The 14,429-nt window shown below is 63.9% G+C and carries 19 protein-coding genes; 13 read left to right on the plus strand and 6 right to left on the minus strand.

Annotated elements, in window-relative coordinates; genetic code table 11:
* Positions 1-2 precede the first annotated feature (2 nt).
* Both DOD19_RS20265 and DOD19_RS20270 read left to right on the plus strand, forming a co-directional pair.
* Positions 3-1,829: an ATP-binding cassette domain-containing protein gene (locus DOD19_RS20265; RefSeq protein ID WP_024979237.1), complete on the plus strand. Its 1,827-nt coding sequence runs from the start codon at positions 3-5 to the stop codon at positions 1,827-1,829.
* 11 nt (positions 1,830-1,840) lie between these two features.
* Positions 1,841-2,584 carry an ABC transporter ATP-binding protein gene (locus tag DOD19_RS20270; protein WP_024979236.1) on the plus strand — a complete coding sequence of 248 codons (744 nt, stop codon included), beginning with the start codon at positions 1,841-1,843 and terminating at the stop codon, positions 2,582-2,584.
* Positions 2,585-2,602: 18 nt separating this feature from the next.
* Here the strand turns inward: DOD19_RS20270 and DOD19_RS20275 are convergent, their stop codons facing one another.
* Both DOD19_RS20275 and DOD19_RS20280 read right to left on the minus strand, forming a co-directional pair.
* Complete coding sequence (locus DOD19_RS20275; RefSeq protein WP_024979235.1) at positions 2,603-2,905, minus strand: hypothetical protein; 303 nt, start codon at positions 2,903-2,905, stop codon at positions 2,603-2,605.
* A gap of 104 nt (positions 2,906-3,009) precedes the next feature.
* The gene (locus tag DOD19_RS20280) at positions 3,010-3,519 is read right to left on the minus strand and encodes a GNAT family N-acetyltransferase (protein WP_112187659.1); all 510 of its coding nucleotides are present in this window, start codon (positions 3,517-3,519) and stop codon (positions 3,010-3,012) included.
* Positions 3,520-3,684: 165 nt separating this feature from the next.
* On the opposite strand from DOD19_RS20280, the gene DOD19_RS20285 reads away from it, so the two are divergent.
* Together DOD19_RS20285 and DOD19_RS20290 are read left to right on the plus strand one after the other, a co-directional pair.
* Positions 3,685-4,557, plus strand: coding sequence for a D-amino-acid transaminase (locus DOD19_RS20285; protein WP_112187661.1), 873 nt, complete (start codon positions 3,685-3,687; stop codon positions 4,555-4,557).
* A gap of 66 nt (positions 4,558-4,623) precedes the next feature.
* A complete protein-coding gene (locus tag DOD19_RS20290) occupies positions 4,624-5,178 on the plus strand; it encodes a surface-adhesin E family protein (protein ID WP_024979232.1) in 555 nt (184 codons plus the stop codon).
* A 41-nt stretch (positions 5,179-5,219) separates the two neighbouring features.
* Here DOD19_RS20290 and DOD19_RS20295 read toward each other — a convergent pair whose 3' ends face one another.
* The 3 genes from DOD19_RS20295 to DOD19_RS20305 form a co-directional block, all read right to left on the minus strand.
* Complete coding sequence (locus DOD19_RS20295) at positions 5,220-5,528, minus strand: hypothetical protein (RefSeq protein WP_239498058.1); 309 nt, start codon at positions 5,526-5,528, stop codon at positions 5,220-5,222.
* 87 nt (positions 5,529-5,615) lie between these two features.
* Positions 5,616-6,566, minus strand: coding sequence for an alpha/beta fold hydrolase (locus DOD19_RS20300; protein ID WP_112187662.1), 951 nt, complete (start codon positions 6,564-6,566; stop codon positions 5,616-5,618).
* A gap of 85 nt (positions 6,567-6,651) precedes the next feature.
* Complete coding sequence (locus DOD19_RS20305; RefSeq protein WP_112187664.1) at positions 6,652-7,572, minus strand: LysR family transcriptional regulator; 921 nt, start codon at positions 7,570-7,572, stop codon at positions 6,652-6,654.
* A gap of 106 nt (positions 7,573-7,678) precedes the next feature.
* On the opposite strand from DOD19_RS20305, the gene DOD19_RS20310 reads away from it, so the two are divergent.
* The 3 genes from DOD19_RS20310 to DOD19_RS20320 all read left to right on the plus strand — a co-directional run bounded on the left by DOD19_RS20310 (position 7,679) and on the right by DOD19_RS20320 (position 9,436).
* Positions 7,679-7,930, plus strand: a complete 252-nt coding sequence (locus DOD19_RS20310; RefSeq protein WP_112187666.1) for a DUF2798 domain-containing protein — start codon at positions 7,679-7,681, stop codon at positions 7,928-7,930.
* A 418-nt stretch (positions 7,931-8,348) separates the two neighbouring features.
* Positions 8,349-8,816: a GNAT family N-acetyltransferase gene (locus DOD19_RS20315; protein WP_024979229.1), complete on the plus strand. Its 468-nt coding sequence runs from the start codon at positions 8,349-8,351 to the stop codon at positions 8,814-8,816.
* Between the two features lie 143 nt (positions 8,817-8,959).
* Complete coding sequence (locus DOD19_RS20320; protein ID WP_112187668.1) at positions 8,960-9,436, plus strand: nuclear transport factor 2 family protein; 477 nt, start codon at positions 8,960-8,962, stop codon at positions 9,434-9,436.
* 48 nt (positions 9,437-9,484) lie between these two features.
* Here the strand turns inward: DOD19_RS20320 and DOD19_RS20325 are convergent, their stop codons facing one another.
* The gene (locus DOD19_RS20325) at positions 9,485-9,802 is read right to left on the minus strand and encodes an AraC family transcriptional regulator (protein ID WP_239498059.1); all 318 of its coding nucleotides are present in this window, start codon (positions 9,800-9,802) and stop codon (positions 9,485-9,487) included.
* Positions 9,803-9,975: 173 nt separating this feature from the next.
* Here DOD19_RS20325 and DOD19_RS20330 point away from each other — a divergent pair, with 173 nt between their 5' ends.
* The 6 genes from DOD19_RS20330 (at position 9,976) to DOD19_RS20355 (ending at position 14,419) form a co-directional block, all read left to right on the plus strand.
* The gene (locus DOD19_RS20330) at positions 9,976-10,542 is read left to right on the plus strand and encodes a TetR/AcrR family transcriptional regulator (RefSeq protein ID WP_112187670.1); all 567 of its coding nucleotides are present in this window, start codon (positions 9,976-9,978) and stop codon (positions 10,540-10,542) included.
* Between the two features lie 182 nt (positions 10,543-10,724).
* Positions 10,725-11,030 (plus strand): recombinase-like helix-turn-helix domain-containing protein, encoded by a 306-nt coding sequence (locus tag DOD19_RS20335; RefSeq protein WP_112187672.1) that lies wholly within the window; start codon positions 10,725-10,727, stop codon positions 11,028-11,030.
* Between the two features lie 79 nt (positions 11,031-11,109).
* Positions 11,110-12,177: an aromatic ring-hydroxylating dioxygenase subunit alpha gene (locus tag DOD19_RS20340; RefSeq protein ID WP_024979224.1), complete on the plus strand. Its 1,068-nt coding sequence runs from the start codon at positions 11,110-11,112 to the stop codon at positions 12,175-12,177.
* Positions 12,170-12,943, plus strand: coding sequence for an SDR family oxidoreductase (locus DOD19_RS20345; RefSeq protein WP_024979223.1), 774 nt, complete (start codon positions 12,170-12,172; stop codon positions 12,941-12,943). Before DOD19_RS20340 ends, DOD19_RS20345 begins: the two co-directional genes overlap by 8 nt.
* A gap of 32 nt (positions 12,944-12,975) precedes the next feature.
* Positions 12,976-13,512 (plus strand): cupin domain-containing protein, encoded by a 537-nt coding sequence (locus DOD19_RS20350; RefSeq protein ID WP_024979222.1) that lies wholly within the window; start codon positions 12,976-12,978, stop codon positions 13,510-13,512.
* Between the two features lie 4 nt (positions 13,513-13,516).
* Entirely contained in the window at positions 13,517-14,419 is a 903-nt protein-coding gene (locus tag DOD19_RS20355; protein ID WP_112187674.1) for an alpha/beta hydrolase, read from the plus strand.
* Positions 14,420-14,429: the final 10 nt, after the last annotated feature.

A 14,429-nucleotide genomic window follows, 5' to 3' on the forward strand; every position in this document is an offset into this window, starting at 1 on the left:
CGATGAACACGCTGACCAAATCTTCCGAGGGCACGGCGCAGCGCAGCCGGCTTTCGCGCAATCGCGTGCTGACCGCCTTGTTTGTGGTTGTGCTCGCGTTGATTCCCATCGTGCCCACGCCCGAGTTCTGGATCACGCTGCTGAACTACATCGGGCTCTATAGCCTCGTCGCGCTGGGGCTGGTGCTGCTGACGGGGGTGGGCGGTCTGACCTCGTTCGGGCAGGCGGCGTTCGTTGGGCTCGGTGCATATAGCACCGCCTATCTGACGACGCAGTACGGTGTGTCGCCGTGGATCGGCTTGCTGGCCGGGCTGGTGATCACAGTGGTCAGTGCATATGTGATTGGCCTGATCACGATGCGCATGTCGGGCCACTACCTGCCGCTGGCGACGATTGCGTGGGGGCTGTCGTTGTTTTTCCTGTTCGGCAACCTCGAATTCCTGGGCAAGTACGACGGGCTGAACGGTATTCCGGTGCTAAACGTGCTCGGTAAGTCGTTGCAGACCGGCCGCGAGATGTTCTACCTGATCTGGGCCGTCGTTGTCGTGGCGGTGCTGGCGGTGCAGAACCTGCTGAATTCGCGCCCGGGCCGCGCCATCCGCGCACTCAAGGGCGGCGGCACGATGGCCGAAGCCATGGGCGTGAATACGGCGTGGATGAAGGTGGTGATCTTCGTGTTTGCGGCGGTGCTGGCCTGCATTTCGGGCTTTCTCTATGCGCATCTGCAGCGCGCGGTGAACCCGACGCCCTTCGGCCTGAACTACGGCATCGAATACCTGTTCATGGCGGTGGTCGGTGGCGTGGGCCACGTGTGGGGCGCGGTGCTTGGCGCGGGTTTGCTGACCATCCTGAAAGACAGCCTGCAGAGCATTCTGCCGAAGCTGCTGGGCTCCAACGGCAACTTCGAGATTATCGTGTTCGGCGTGCTGCTGGTGCTGTTGCTGCAGTACGCGCGCGATGGCGTATGGCCGTTCATCCGCAAGCTGTTTCCCTCTGCGCCGACAGCGCGTGCGCCCGACGAAGCGCCGGCGCTGAAGCAGCGCGAGAAGCCCCAAGCCGGTGAGCTGATTCTCGACGTACGCGCCGCGCGCAAAGAGTTTGGCGGCCTTGTTGCCGTGAATGACGTCAGCTTTCAAGTGAAAGCCGGCGAGATCATCGGCCTGATCGGCCCCAACGGCGCGGGCAAGTCGACCACCTTCAACCTCGTGACAGGCGTGCTGCCGGTCACGCGCGGTGAGGTGCTCTACCGTGGCGAGCACATCAGCGGCATGCCTTCGCGCGAGATCGTCAAACGCGGCATCGGCCGTACCTTCCAGCATGTGCAATTGCTGTCGGGCATGACCGTCTTGGAAAACGTAGCGCTGGGCGCCCACCTGCGCGGCGACTTCGCGGCGCAGGGCGGCGTGCTTGCGAGCGTAGTGCGCATGAACCAAGCCGAAGAGCAGAAGCTGTTGTTTGAAGCGCGCCGCCAACTGGAACGCGTGGGTCTGGCCGATTGCATGTATCAGGAAGCCGGCAGTCTGGCACTGGGCCAGCAACGCATTCTGGAAATCGCCCGTGCGCTGTGCTGCGATCCGGCGCTGCTGCTGTTGGACGAGCCCGCCGCGGGGCTGCGCTACAAGGAAAAGCAGGCGCTTGCAGCGCTGCTCATCAAGTTGAAAGCCGAAGGCATGAGCGTGCTGCTGGTCGAGCACGACATGGACTTCGTCATGAACCTCACCGATCGGCTGGTCGTCATGGAATTCGGCACCAAGATCGCCGAAGGGCTGCCGCAGGAAGTGCAGCAGAACCCGGCCGTGCTGGAAGCCTACCTGGGCGGCGTGGAATAAGGAGAACGCGCATGTCGATCATCCTGGAAGTGAAGGACCTGCACGTCCGCTACGGCAAGGTGGAGGCGCTGCATGGCGCCAACCTGAAGGTGGGAGCGGGCCAGATCGTGACCGTCATCGGCCCGAACGGCGCGGGCAAATCGACGATGCTGGGCGCCATCATGGGCGCGCTGCCGACCACCGGGTCGGCCAGCGGCGTGGTCTCGTACCTCGGTCACAACCTGACTGGTCTGCCGGTGGAAAAGCGCGTGGCACGCGGCATGTGCCTGGTGCCGGAAAAGCGCGAGCTGTTTGCCACCATGAGCGTGGAAGACAACCTCGTGCTCGGCGCGTACCGCCGCAAGCGGGCGGGTGAGCGCAACTACCTCGATCAGATGGAGGTGGTGTACGACCTGTTCCCGCGCCTGAAAGAGCGTCGTGCGCAGGAAGCCGGCACGCTTTCCGGCGGCGAGCGCCAGATGCTTGCCGTGGGCCGCGCGTTGATGGCCAAGCCCCAGTTGCTGATGCTGGATGAGCCGAGCCTGGGCCTCGCGCCGCTCATCGTCAAAGAGATCTTCCACATCATCAGCGACCTGCGCAAAACCGGCGTGGCGACGTTGCTGATCGAGCAGAACGCACGCGCCGCGCTGCAGGTGGCTGACTACGGTTATGTGCTGGAAACGGGCGACATGACCCTCGAAGGCCCGGCGCACGAGTTGGCTGTCAACCCGCGCGTGATCGAAACCTACCTGGGATTGGCGAAGAAGGCCGCTTGAGCGCGGCCGTGCGCAGGATCAATCGTCGTCGTCGTGACGATGGTGCCTGCGCCATTCACGCTCACGCCAGCGCTGTTCGCGCCATTGGCGTTCCTGCCATTCGCGGCCGCGGCCATCGTCGTAGTAGCCGGGTGCAACGATGACCGGCTGCGGCGCGACATAGACCGGTGGCGGCGCATAGTAGGCCGGCGGCGCGGGCTCGACATAAACGGGTGCGACAGGCACGCCGATTCCAATATCGACATTGACGTGGGCCAGGGCCGCCTGCGACGACAGCGCCGCAGCGGCTGCCAGCACGTACAGCGCGAAGTTCTTATGCATGTGGGAATTCCTCTAGACACTGCACTGTAGTTGAACGGGGCGCGCGCAGTCTTACAGAAGATATACGGATGTTACAAATTGTAACGGAGTGACGCGATGGCCGCTCACGGCAATGCGCGTTCCATCAATTCAGCATCCTCGCCGTAGATGGCGAGCAGGGCTCCCAACGCGGCGCTATCCATGTCGACGGACTGATAACCAAGGCGGCGCCAGAAGCCATCCGCGCCTTGCACCGCCACCAGCCGGGATCGGCCCAGGCCTTGTGACTGGGCGCAGGCGGATGCCATGGCGTAAAGCCGCTCGCCCAAACGCTGGCCGCGGCCCTCCGGCGCGATAGCCATGTCGTGCACAAACCAGAGAACATCGGTCGCATCCGTGTCGGGCAGCGGCACGTGCAATTTGGGCGGCGTCCATGCGTGCCACGCATGCGAGAGCAGGTACCCCACCACTTCAGACCCACGCAGTGCGACCAAGCACATGGCCGGACTGCGCGCCCAGCGGCTGGCGAGCGCATCGCCCGGTTCCAGGAACCCGTCGCCGTAGCACGCCTGCTGTACGGCCAGGATGCCGGGCAGGTCGTCTGCAACGATCGGGCGGATGGCGAGTTCGGACATGGGCGCGCGATGGGCAGAAAAACGGCAGAGTTTACCGGACGTGTCCCGCGCATCATGCTGTTTTCGCATAACGTGGGCACATATCGGTATTCGCGGTATGGCGCACGTATCCTGTAGATTCGTTGGCAGGGCAGTCCCGCCCGCACCTGAATTCCTTCTCCCAGCATGTCCCGAATCATCTTCCTGAACGGCCAATACGTGCCGGCCGCCGAAGCCACCGTCTCTGTCATGGATCGTGGCTTCACCTTTGCCGATGGCATCTACGAAGTGACCGCCGTGGCGCGCGGCAAGCTTGTCGACAACGACGCGCACCTCGCCCGCCTGACCCGCTCGCTGTCCGAGATCGGCATCGACAACCCGTACACGGCCGCCGAATGGACGCGCGTTTGCGAAGCGTTGGTCGCGCGCAATGGGCTGGACGAGGGCGTGGTCTACATGCAGGTTACGCGCGGTGTGGCCGAGCGCGATTTCGGCATCCCGGCAGACATCACGCCGACGGCTGTGGCGTTCACACAGGTCAAGTCCATTGTCAACAGCCCGCTCGCAAAGAAGGGCGCAACCGTGGTGACGGTGCCCGACCTGCGCTGGAAGCGTTGCGACATCAAGAGCGTGGGCCTGTTGCCGCAGGTGATGGCCAAGCAGATCGCTGCCCGCGCCGGCGCGCACGAAGCCTGGATGACCGATGGCGACCGCGTGACCGAAGGCGCGTCGTCTACCGCGTTCATCATCACCGCCGATAAACGCTTGATTACGCGTCCGCTGTCGAACGCCGTGCTGCCGGGCATCACGCGCGTGTCGATCCTGGCGCTGGCGCGCGAACATGGCCTGACGCTGGAGGAGCGCACCTTTACCGTGGCCGAAGCCCAGCAAGCGGCCGAAGCGTTCTACACGAGCGCGTCGACGTTCGTGATGCCGGTGGTGTCCATCGACGGCGTGCAGATCGGCAACGGCCAGCCGGGCCCGCTCACGCAGGCTCTGCGCACCTTGTATCTGCGCTTTGCCGGCGTGGACGTTGCCGAGCCCGTTGGCCAGATGTGATGTAAGCGGTTGCGCCAGCGCGGTAGAATCGCCCGCTAAAGTTTTTGTAGCAAGGCGAGATATCCCATGAAAACAGGAGGCTGGCGCTGGCAAAGCGCCATCGCGGCGACCGTTCTGGTGGCCGCGCAGTGGGCAGCGATGCCCGTATCCGCACAAACCGTGTCTGCGTCGGCGGCTGTGCCGACAGCGTCCGCGCAAGCCGTTACGGGCGGTGCGGCACCCGCGGTCGAATCGGCGAGCACCGATTCCCGCTGGCGCCGGTTCGAGAGCATCAACGGCATCGTTTCGTATATCGATCGGCAATCGGTCAAGCCAGAGCCAAGCGCTGAGGCGGAAGCCGACTCGCATACCGTGCACTTCAGGCTGCTGCGCAACGTGCTGCCCGACTTTACGATCAAAACGGCAGATGGCCAGCCGATCCGCTCTTCGGTCAAGCAGGTGGTGCTCGATTGCGCGCGACATAGCTACACGGTGATTGCGCAAACGCTCTATCGCGCGCGCAATGCCAGCGGCAAGCCGCTTTACCAGATCCACTACGGCGACGAGGCGCAAAGCCGCTCGCTGCGCGAAGGCAGCGTGTTCGAATGGATTGCCGGCCGCTTTTGCGGGGCAGGCCGTTAACGCCGTCTCTGCACGGGCGGCTTAGACGCCGCCCGGCGTCTTCAGATCGGCGCCGCTTCCCGGCTGTCGCTTCCGTTCTCGCTTTCTTCGCGGCCTCGCGCGTAAGGCTGCCGCTCCTGCTCAAGCTCCGGATATCGGCGTGAAGCGAAACCCATGGCGGCTTCGTACGAGCCAAACTGGTTGGATTCGGCCGCTACACCGTCGTTGACCAGGATTGCGTACCACTTCCCGTAGAGCGGGCCGTACACCACGACCTTGCTTTTCATTGTCTTGTCCCTGTTTCTTGTATCGATGGCCGGCGACGCGGTTTGCGCGAAGCGGCGGCTCGAGCCGTCCGGGCGCCAGGTCATGGCGCGCCGTCAGCGTTGTGGCGGACGATGATTACAGTGTGTTACACGTGCGTCAACGTTTGCGTTGGGCGTAATGCTCTAGTTGCGTCAGGTCGTTGCCAGCGTGCCGGCCACGCGGGCCTGCCGCAATTCGGCGGGCTCGTGGCCGGATTCGACATAGTCGGCAAAGCGGCGGATGCGGTCCGCAACCCAGTCGGGGCGACGCAAAGGCAGCCAGTGACCCGCGTCGACCTCGTGGCGCCAGTAGTGCGACACCCAGGCTTCAACCGCGCGCGTAACGGCGGGGCTGACGTAGCGGTCGCGCGTTGGCACGATCAGTTGCACGGGCGCATGCGGTGCACGTGCCCGGGGGCGAGCGAGACGGTCGCGAAAATTTGCGCGATACATACGCACGCCGTTGCAGGCATCGCGCACGAGCGTCGGCCGCTGGGCCTCGATGCGAATGCCTTCCGTCTTGTGCAGCCACCACGGCCAGGCGCGCGCCACCCATAGCCGCCACGACCATTCCGGCACCAGCGGCAGGTGGAAATATCCCACGTACCACGATTGCAGCCGCTGCTGCCACACCGCGCGCTTTGCCGTCCATGTGCCGGCATCGAGCTGTGTGCGCATCCAGTGGCCGACGTGGTCCAGGCATGGGCCCGAGATCGACGTGTACGACGCGATGCGCCCGCGCAGCCGGTCGGTCGTTACCGATTCCCAGCTATGGATGGAGCCCCAGTCGTGCCCGACCAGATGGAAGCGCTCCCCGGGCAGCAGCGCATCGGCCACGGCGGCAAGGTCGTCGACAAATTGGGGGATGCGGTAACCGCTGGTATCTGCCGGGGCGTCTGACAGCCCGGCACCGCGCACGTCGAAGGTAAGCACGCGGCGATCGCGCGCCAGGGTATCGCGCACGCCGTGCCAGACGGAACTGTCGTCCGGATAGCCATGCACGAGAACCACGGCGGGGCGCTGCCGCGCAGAACCGTCGGCGGGCTGTGTCATGCGGGCATGCAGACGAATGTTGCCGGAGCGCACCACGTGGCTGCTGTGCATCGGGCCTCCAGTGAAAATGGCGTGATGGAATCCTTGCAGCCTACGGGGTGATCGGGCGGTGCGACAACGCGTGTTTTTACCCGTTTCAAGCAGCGTGGGAGGCACTCGGCGCGGCGTCGGCCTGCAGCAAGGGCGCAGCCGCGGCGAAGGCCGCCAGATGCTCCAGCAACGTACGCACCTTACGTGGCAACTGCTGCTGCGGCCACACCGCGTAGATGGGCCGCTGCGGTGTACCCCATTCGGGCAGCAGGCGCACCAGCCTGCCTGCCTCCAGCGCCTGATGGCAGAGCGTGCGCGGACAGTACAGCAGACCGAGGCCCGTTTCGGCCAGCGTCACGCCCAGTTCAATGTCGTTCAGGTCGCAGCGTCCGCGAGGCTGCAGTTCGATGGTTTCCGCGCCATCCGGCGAGGTGAAGCGCCATGTCGAGAGCGGCGACGACACCAACAATCGATGTGCCTGAAGTTCATCTGGATGTGTCGGGGCACCATGCTCGGCCACATAGGCAGGCGACGCCACCAGCACCATCCCGATGACACCCAGCCGGCGCTGCCGCAGCTTCGGGTCGTCCTGCTGGCCGACGCGGATGGCCAGATCGGCGCCATGCCGCCACACGTCTTCATTGCGGTTGCTCAGCGATAGCTCCAGCCGGATCTCCGGCCACGTCGCCATGAAGCTGGCATACGCGGGTGCGAGCAGCCCGCGCGACAGGTTCAGCGGTGCGAGCACGCGCAGGGTGCCCTTCACCTGATTGAGGTCGTCGTCGAGCGTGGCCGTGGTTTGCGCAAGCGCGGTCAGCAGCGGGCGGCATTGCTCGTAGTACAGCTGGCCTTCCGGCGTTGGTTTCAGGCTGCGGGCGCTGCGCAGCAGAAGCTGGCAACCCAGTGCTGTCTCCAGCTTCTGCAGGCGCCGCGTCAGCGTGGCGGGCGGCAGGTTGGCGTGACGGGCCGCGGCCTGCAGGCTGCCGTGGTCCACGATGGAAACAAAGAGGGCTAGGTCGTCGAGCATGATTCCATTTTCGGAATTTAAGTTTCAATAAACGTCTATAGTTTCTTGAAACGCGATTGTCTAGCATACCGTCAATCACATTTGATGGCTTGCAAGGAGAACCGCCATGTCGATGCCCGTTTCCACTCCCACCCGTCTTCGTGTCATTTTTGCCTGGCTGATGTCCGGCCTGATGTCGTTGTTGATGACCGGCTGGATCGGCTGGATCAACGCCGGTATCAGCCCTGACTTTCTCGCCCGCTGGGCGCATGCGTTCGTGCTGGCCTGGCCGGCGGCCTTCACCATCGTGCTGACTGCGGCACCGACGGTGCAGCGGCTGACGCAGCGTCTGGTGTTGCCCAATCCCGCGCAACCCTGAAAAGAAAACAGCCCACCGGGAGGACGGTGGGCTGCAAGGTTGACAGCAGGAAAGACCGATTGAAACGGACGCCGGACTGACATCCCGTAGAGCCCGGCGATATGGCTGGTACAACACCCGACCCTTATCGTGGTGACGCTGATGTGCGTGGAGATCGCACTGCCCGATACCGGGTCGTTACCGGGCCATGGAGCGCACTTTAGTGGGTCGAGGCTTTCAGCAAACTTTCTTCCGGCAATGACTTGTCTCCGGACAATCCCTAGGGTCGGGGCGCTGCACACGCGCTGTTGATGGCGTGCGCCGCACATGGCAGCCGATGGTGCACGGCGCCACGAGTTAAGCGAACGGTAGGAACGCCGGCTGCACGCATGGCGCCCGGCTGGCAGAATGCGCGAGCGTGCCACCCATTCAGCCAACCATGTCCGCACCTTCCGACCTCCTGATTCGTCCCATCCACCAAGACGACTTCACTGCCTGGAAACCCCTCTGGGATGGCTACAACGCCTTTTACGGCCGCGCGGGCGAAACAGCCTTGCCCGACATCGTCACGCAGACCACATGGCAGCGTTTTTTCGATGAGGCCGAGCCGGTCTATGCCATGGTTGCCGAGCGGGAGGGCACGTTGCTCGGCATCGTGCATTTCCTACTCCACCGCAGTACCACACAAGTGCAGATGAACTGCTATCTGCAAGACCTTTTCACCGCCGAAGCCGCACGCGGGCAGGGCGTCGGTCGCGCGCTTATCGAGGCGGTTTATCGCCGCGCCGCAGAGGCGGGCCTGCCGCGCGTCTATTGGCAGACCCACGAAACGAACACCACGGCGATGAAGCTTTACGACACCGTGGCTGAGAAATCCGGCTTCGTCGTTTATCGGAAATTTCTGTAGGCCTGCGGTGCGGGAATCGTGCGTTCGCGAAACCCCCCGTGCGTTCCTGGTATCGGCGCGGCAGTCGGTTGGGCAGATTGTGTGCGTGCTGCTGCGTTGTTAGCGTGGTGGCCTCCACTGTTGCCATTGCAAAGGAGTTGCCGATGTCTGCCAATGAGACCCGCCCGCCGGTTCCGCCGTTCACCCTCGAATCTGCCACCGAAAAGGTGCGTCTGGCCGAAGACGGCTGGAACAGCCGCAACCCAGAGCGCGTCGCGCTCGCCTACACGCCGGATAGCCAGTGGCGCAACCGCGCCGAGTTCGTCAATGGGCGCGAACAGATCGTCGAGTTCCTCACGCGCAAGTGGCGCAAGGAACTCGACTACCGGCTGATCAAGGAACTGTGGGCGTTTGGCGGCAACCGCATCGCCGTGCGCTTTGCGTATGAGTGGCACGATGATTCCGGCAACTGGTTCCGCTCGTACGGCAACGAGAATTGGGAATTCGACGCACACGGCGTGATGCAACGCCGTTATGCCTGCATCAATGACCTGCCGATCAAGGCGGATGAGCGCAAGTTCTTCTGGCCGCTTGGGCGTCGCCCGGATGATCACCCGGGGCTGTCTGCGCTGGGTTTGTGACGCGGTCGGCCAAAAAGAGGCGCCCGGTCTTGGCCGGGCGCTGTGCATTCAGCCATGCAGTTGGTCAAGCGCGCGTCGTCGCCAGGTCGACGGGCTATCGCCCGCGAGCCGCTTGAATACCGTTGAGAAATGCGCCTGGCTGTGAAAGCCGACCTCCAGCGCAATCTCGACCACCGTAGCATCCAGTCTCATCAGCAAGGTCTTGGCGCGCTCGATGCGCCGATGCAAAAGATACGCGTGCGGGCGCACGCCCGTAGCGGCGCGGAACTGGGCAGCAAAGTGCATGCGCGTCAGGCCGGTCGCGCGAGCAACGTCTTCCAGCCGAACCGGGCCGCCGAGATTCTCTTCGATATAAGTCGTTGCCAATCGCAGGCGCCACAGCGGCAGCGGCGAGAGCGTGGCTCGAGCTGGGCGGCAATTATCGGGAGCAGTGGTGCAAACGGAAGTCACGGCTTTATGAGACAAGTCTGTCTACATGATTGAGTAGACAGGTCTGTCTGTCAAGGCCATACTGAACCATTGCCTTCACGTTCATCGACATGGCCAAGACTGCCGAAACCCTCTCCGCCCGCGAGCGCATCATGGAAACCGCCGAGCGGCTGTTCCTGCAGGAAGGTTTTCGTGCCACCGGTATCGACCGAATCATCGCCGAGTCTGGTGTGGCGAAGATGTCGCTGTACCGGCATTTCCCGTCAAAGAGCGATTTGATCGCAGCCTTCCTGGATGCACGGCACGAACGGTGGATGGCTTGGTTTCGTGAGGCAACGGAAGCGCGCCTTGCCAAGCGTGCTGACCTCGACGTGCTGGCGGACGTGTTGGCCACCTGGTTCGACACCGAAACCTACCGAGGTTGCGCGTTCATCAACCTCGTTGCCGAATCTGGTACGGAAACCGGGGACGCGCAGTTGGTAGAAAAGGCTGTCCTGCATAAGGCCGAGCTGGCGACGTATCTGGCGGAGCTGGCGAAGCGTCTTGGCTATCCACGCCCGAAGGCCATTGCCGAAGAAGCGCTGCTGTGCGTGGAGGGGATGATCGTGCGCTACCAGATGACCGGGCAGCGCTCGGTTGTCGATGCGGGCAGGCGTCTGCTGGCGCGGCTGCGCTAAGTCGGCGCCCCAAGCTTTTGTCGGCTGCCTGGCCGACGTGTGACGCAGCCTTCCTTTTTGGAAACCATAGGGTAATCCCGCATCTGCGATTTCGAAGACGCGGTCTATAGTTGCACCTGTGTTCCAGATATTAACAAACGTTTCATAGGTAAAACAAGCGAAACGTGATGGAGTCGACAGAAATGCAACCGCAATACAACCCCGACCTCGCTCCGTGGGAGCCGATTTCTCCGAACAACGTCGCAGGAAAGGGCCGCGTCGAGCGCCCGGGCCACGTCGCCAATCTGGTGTGGCAAACGCGCGCCGCCGAGCCGACAGCCTATGAGAACCAATTGGCCGATTCGCTGGAGGCGGCATTTATGGGTGGTGCTCAAACGCCGGCCGACATCGTGGCTGTGCTGAACGAGCGCGGCCCGCGCAATGCCGCCGGCGGCGAGACCTGGACGGAAGACACGTTCCTGGCAGAGATGCGCCGCCTGGGCGCCTGAACCCAGACCGGTTCCAACACGATTCGACGCTGCGTCGCCCGCAGAGGCGCCCGGCTCAACCCATCAGAAGAGGCAAGCAATGGAAGGCAACAAGGAAGCGCAGAAGGAAGCGCGCATCAACACCGGTCTGCGCAACTACTGGTATCCGGTGGCGGCGTCGTGGAATGTGAAGAACGCGCCGGTCGGCATCACGCGCCTGAGCCAAAACATCGTGCTGTGGCGCGATACCGCCGGCCAGGTGCATGCGCTGGAAGACCGCTGCCCGCACCGCGGCGCGCGCCTGTCGATGGGCTGGAACCTGGGTGACCACGTGGCTTGCTGGTACCACGGCGTCGAAGTGAACGGCCAGGGTACGGTGACGAGCGTGCCAGCCGTTGACGCTTGCCCCATGGAAGGCAAGACCTGCGTGCGCAGCTACCCGGTGCAGGAGCGTGCCGGCGCCATCTTCCTGTGGTTTGGTGACAAGGCCCCGTCCGAGTTCGACGACGCTGTTGGCACGCTGCGCTTGCCGGAAGAACTGACCAGCGACGAGCACAGCCACTTCCTCTGCTTCGCGCATTGGAACGTCAACTACCGCTATGCCATCGACAACGTCATGGACCCGATGCACGGTGCGTACCTGCACGCCGTGTCGCACTCGATGGCCAGCGGCGAGAAGAAGGCCGTGATGGAAGTGGTGGAAACCGATCACGGCATCATGTTCCAGAAGACCGGCCAACGTGGCGTGAACTTCGATTGGACCGAGTTTGGCGAGACCGGCACGATGTGGCTGCGCCTGTCGATTCCATATCAGCCAAAGGTCGGCCCTGGCGGTCCGTTCACCATCATCGGCATCGTGACGCCGGTGGATGAAGAACACTGCATTGTCTACTTCTGGCGCACGCGCCATGTGCAGGGCTGGCAGCGTGACGTGTGGCGCTTCCTGTATCGCAACCGCCTGGAAGGCCTGCACTGGGATGTGTTGGAGCAGGACCGCGTGGTGCTCGAGTCGATGGCCCCCGAGGCGCGCGATCACGAGACGCTGTATCAGCACGACATCGGCATCACGCGTATCCGCCGTGTGCTGGCGCGCCGCGCTGCCGCTGAATTGGCCGATGCGCCGGTTGCCATGCTCAAGCCCGTTCCCACGGAAGCTCAACATGCTTGAGCGCAATCCAACTGCCGGGCTGCTGGCTGGCCGCAAAGTCCTCGTGACGGGCGCTGCGCGCGGGTTGGGTTTGGCGTTTGCCAAGTCGATTGCCGAAGCTGGCGGCGCGGTTGCGCTGGCGGACATTCTTGGCGAGCGCGTGCAGGAAGAGGCCGCGGCACTGCGTGCGGCTGGCTTCGACGCACATGGTTTTGCGCTTGATCTTGGCGATCCGGCTTCCATTCAGGCGTGCGCTGCGGCAGCTGTGCAGGCTCTGGGTGGGCTCGACGGCCTCGTCAACAACGCGGCCATCACCAATTCGGGCGGGCGCGACGCATCGTCGATCGACGTCGAGACCTGGGACCGCGTGATGAACGTCAACGTGCGCGGCACCTGGCTGATGACGACGGCCTGCCTGCCGGCACTCAAGGCATCGGGCCGCGGCGCGATCGTCAACTTGTCGTCGGACACACCGCTGTGGGGCGCGCCCAACCTGTTGGCGTACGTGGCCAGCAAGAGCGCCGTCATCGGCATGACCAAGTCTCTGGCGCGTGAATGCGGCGCAGACGGCATCACCGTCAACGCCATCGCGCCGGGCCTGACGCTGGTGGAAGCCACCGAATACGTGCCGGCACACCGCCATGCGCTGTACCGCGACCAGCGCGCCATTTCGCGCGATCAGGTGCCCGACGACGTCTGCGGCGCCGTGCTGTTCGCGCTGTCCGATCTTTCCCGATTCGTGACGGGCCAGACGCTGGCCGTCAACGGCGGTTTTGTCATGCAGTAATGCATCCACACTCCATTCAGAAGAGGTATTCGATGAGCGATCTCTCCGAACAACAGCAAGTGCAACGCACGTGGGACCGCCCGGAAGGCGCGTCGTTTGAAGACTGGATGAACAGCCGCGTGGCGCGCTTCGCGACCCGCCGCTACGACTGGGACGCCCTCAAGTTCCAGGCCGACTACGACCCGAAATACCGCCGTGCGCAAATGCGCTACCTCGGCACGGGCGGCACCGGCGTGGCGGCCGACACCAACACCGTGCCGGCGGAGCACTTCACGTTTTCGACCATGGTGATTCCGGCTGGGCACGAAGGCCCGTCGCACCTGCACACCGATGTGGAAGAGGTGTTCTTCGTCATTCGCGGCAAGCTCAAGCTGGTGCTGGAGAAGGACGGCGAGCGCTACGAGACCATCCTGACCGATCGCGACCTCGTCTCGGTGCCGCCCGGCGTGTACCGCGAAGAAATCAACATCGGTGATGAAGATGCGCTGATGTGCGTGATGCTGGGCGCCAAGAAGCCGATCACGCCGACGTACCCGCCCGAGCACCCGCTCGCCAAGATCAAGCGTTGATGCCATGAGCGTGCAGGCTGTCATGTCTACCCATCCGTTCCGTGTTGCCGATGCGCTTGCTGCGCTCGGCGACGGGTTTGCCGAACGTAGCGTTGCGATCAATGTGCGCGGCGATCGCATCGGCTATCGGCAATGGGGCGAGCGCGGGCCGGCGGTGGTGCTGTTGCACGGCATCAGTTCCAGCGCCGCGTCATGGCTGCCTTGTGCGCAGGTGCTTTCGCAAAGCATGCGCGTGCTGGCATGGGACGCGCCGGGCTACGGCCATTCCACGCCGCTTGAACAGGCTACGCCGCGCGCCGCCGACTACGCGGTGCGGTTGCAGGCATGGCTGGCTGCGCTGCATGTGACGCCGGATGCGATCGTCGGCCACTCGCTGGGGGCGTTGATGGCATCGGCATATGTGGCTGCCGCGCCAACCGCGATGCAGCCGAAGTGCCTGCTGCTGTTGAACCCAGCACAGGGCTACGGCCAGCCGGGGCAGGAAGACAAGTCGCGCGCCGTGCAAGCGCAGCGTCTTGCAACGCTGGACCAGCTCGGCATCGACGGCATGGCGGAGTCGCGCCACGCGCACCTGCTGCGCCCGAACGCCACCGACGAGGAGCGCGCCTGGGTGCGCTGGAACATGAAACGCCTCAACGATGACGGTTACCGCCAGGCCGTGGCGATGCTCAGCGGCGACGACATCAGCGCCTATCTGCGCAAACGCCCCGCATCGACGCCGGCACAGATCGCGTGCGGCGATGTGGACGAAATCACGCCGCCGCAAGGCTGCGAAGCGCTGGCCAAGACGTTCGGTCTGCCATTTGCGCTCGTACCGTCTGCGGGGCATGCCTCCTATATCGATGCGCCTGACGCTGTCGCAGGCTGGATCGAACAAGCCGTTCTCTCCCAATCTCAAAACGCCTAAGCGCCAAGAC

Origin of the sequence: Ralstonia sp. GX3-BWBA (genome assembly GCF_003290055.1) — a bacterium.
Classification (GTDB): domain Bacteria; phylum Pseudomonadota; class Gammaproteobacteria; order Burkholderiales; family Burkholderiaceae; genus Ralstonia; species Ralstonia holmesii.

Excerpts from the sequence above, each read along its gene's own strand:
- DOD19_RS20280 (WP_112187659.1), bottom strand. The coding sequence starts at position 3,519 with ATGTCCGAACTCGCCATCCGCCCGATCGTTGCAGACGACCTGCCCGGC.
- DOD19_RS20340 (WP_024979224.1), top strand. The coding sequence starts at position 11,110 with ATGGAAGGCAACAAGGAAGCGCAGAAGGAAGCGCGCATCAACACCGGT.
- DOD19_RS20350 (WP_024979222.1), top strand. The coding sequence starts at position 12,976 with ATGAGCGATCTCTCCGAACAACAGCAAGTGCAACGCACGTGGGACCGC.
- DOD19_RS20320 (WP_112187668.1), top strand. The coding sequence starts at position 8,960 with ATGTCTGCCAATGAGACCCGCCCGCCGGTTCCGCCGTTCACCCTCGAA.
- DOD19_RS20330 (WP_112187670.1), top strand. The coding sequence starts at position 9,976 with ATGGCCAAGACTGCCGAAACCCTCTCCGCCCGCGAGCGCATCATGGAA.
- DOD19_RS20270 (WP_024979236.1), top strand. The coding sequence starts at position 1,841 with ATGTCGATCATCCTGGAAGTGAAGGACCTGCACGTCCGCTACGGCAAG.
- DOD19_RS20300 (WP_112187662.1), bottom strand. The coding sequence starts at position 6,566 with ATGCACAGCAGCCACGTGGTGCGCTCCGGCAACATTCGTCTGCATGCC.
- DOD19_RS20310 (WP_112187666.1), top strand. The coding sequence starts at position 7,679 with ATGTCGATGCCCGTTTCCACTCCCACCCGTCTTCGTGTCATTTTTGCC.
- DOD19_RS20290 (WP_024979232.1), top strand. The coding sequence starts at position 4,624 with ATGAAAACAGGAGGCTGGCGCTGGCAAAGCGCCATCGCGGCGACCGTT.
- DOD19_RS20355 (WP_112187674.1), top strand. The coding sequence starts at position 13,517 with ATGAGCGTGCAGGCTGTCATGTCTACCCATCCGTTCCGTGTTGCCGAT.
- DOD19_RS20345 (WP_024979223.1), top strand. The coding sequence starts at position 12,170 with ATGCTTGAGCGCAATCCAACTGCCGGGCTGCTGGCTGGCCGCAAAGTC.
- DOD19_RS20265 (WP_024979237.1), top strand. The coding sequence starts at position 3 with ATGAACACGCTGACCAAATCTTCCGAGGGCACGGCGCAGCGCAGCCGG.
- DOD19_RS20315 (WP_024979229.1), top strand. The coding sequence starts at position 8,349 with ATGTCCGCACCTTCCGACCTCCTGATTCGTCCCATCCACCAAGACGAC.
- DOD19_RS20305 (WP_112187664.1), bottom strand. The coding sequence starts at position 7,572 with ATGCTCGACGACCTAGCCCTCTTTGTTTCCATCGTGGACCACGGCAGC.
- DOD19_RS20335 (WP_112187672.1), top strand. The coding sequence starts at position 10,725 with ATGCAACCGCAATACAACCCCGACCTCGCTCCGTGGGAGCCGATTTCT.
- DOD19_RS20295 (WP_239498058.1), bottom strand. The coding sequence starts at position 5,528 with ATGACCTGGCGCCCGGACGGCTCGAGCCGCCGCTTCGCGCAAACCGCG.
- DOD19_RS20285 (WP_112187661.1), top strand. The coding sequence starts at position 3,685 with ATGTCCCGAATCATCTTCCTGAACGGCCAATACGTGCCGGCCGCCGAA.
- DOD19_RS20275 (WP_024979235.1), bottom strand. The coding sequence starts at position 2,905 with ATGCATAAGAACTTCGCGCTGTACGTGCTGGCAGCCGCTGCGGCGCTG.